Origin of the sequence: Pseudomonas sp. Irchel s3a12, assembly GCF_900187485.1 — a bacterium.
Classification (GTDB): domain Bacteria; phylum Pseudomonadota; class Gammaproteobacteria; order Pseudomonadales; family Pseudomonadaceae; genus Aquipseudomonas; species Aquipseudomonas neuropathica.
Window position 1 is genome coordinate 1 of sequence record NZ_FYDN01000034.1, and the last position, 1200, is coordinate 1200.

Sequence of the window (1200 nt, forward strand, 5' to 3'; positions counted from 1 at the left end):
GAGGTGTGATTTGACCAGACGATATTTTTCGACAGATTTCAAACGGGATGCGGCTTGCCTGGTTTTGGATAAAGACTATTCGGTGAGTGAAGCCTGCGAAGCAATGGGCGTGGGCCCTACAGCTCTGCGTCGCTGGGTTGAGCAACTGCGTGCGGAGCGCAGTGGCAAGACGCCTGAGAAGTCCAAGGCCATGACCGTTGACCAACAACGCATCCAGGAACTGGAAGCAACAATTCGACGGATTGAGCGCGAGAAGGAAATTTTAAAAAAGGCTACAGCTCTCTTGATGTCGGATTCCCTCGATCGGTAAGGCTGGTCGAGGAGTTAAGCGAGCAATATCCAAGATCCGAGTTGTGTGGCGTGTTTGGCATCAACCGCAGCAGTTATTACGAGCGTCTGAAACAGCGGGCGAAAGTGCATGTCGGGCGCGATCGCCTAAAGATCAAGGCTGCCGAATTACATGAGCAAAGTCGCGGCTCAATGGGCGCGCGCAGCCTGTCAAAAGCGCTGTGTAACGAAAAAGAGTCGGTAGGTCGTTACATGGCTCGTAGCCTGATGCGCGAGCTCGGTTTGAAGAGCCAGCAACGGCGCAGGCATCGGTACAAACCCAGCGGTGCGGAGGCGCAATACGCCCCCAATCATTTGGAGCGTAAATTCAATGTCGAGGCCCCCAATCGAGTGTGGTGTGGCGACGTGACTTACATTTGGGCCGGTACTTACTGGGTTTATCTGGCTGCTGTACTTGATCTGCATGCCCGCCGCATCGTCGGCTGGGCCATGTCCAGAAGTCCGGATTCAGCTCTGACCTGTCGAGCGTTAAAGATGGCTTTCGAGTCGCGAGGACGCCCTGAAAACCTAATGTTCCATTCGGATCAGGGCTGTCATTACAGCAGTAAAGTGTTTCGTGAAACGCTGGCGGACATGCGCATAAAACAAAGCATGAGTCGACGAGGAAACTGCTGGGATAACGCCCCGATGGAGCGTTTCTTTGGCAGTTTGAAATCTGAATGGATACCCAAGGCTGGCTACCGAAACGAAGATGAGGCCAGTACCGATGTATTGCGCTACCTGACCCATTATTACAATCGGATCAGGCTGCACAGTCACAATGGCTACCGAACTCCGGTGGACATGGAGGCCCTGGCGGCATGAAAAAGGGTAAAACCCTATAACCGTGTCCAGTATCGTTTGACCAGATCA

At 53.2% G+C, this 1200-nt stretch carries 1 protein-coding gene; it reads left to right on the forward strand.

The genetic code is table 11. The annotated features are described in order from the left end of the window. Nucleotides 1-10: 10 nt before the first annotated feature. Nucleotides 11-1152, forward strand: a protein-coding gene (locus tag CKW14_RS29170; RefSeq protein WP_286079704.1) for an IS3 family transposase whose coding sequence is annotated in 2 segments (ribosomal slippage) — nucleotides 11-272 and nucleotides 272-1152 — 1143 coding nt in all. Because the reading frame shifts where the segments join, the coding sequence is not laid out codon by codon here. Nucleotides 1153-1200: the final 48 nt, after the last annotated feature.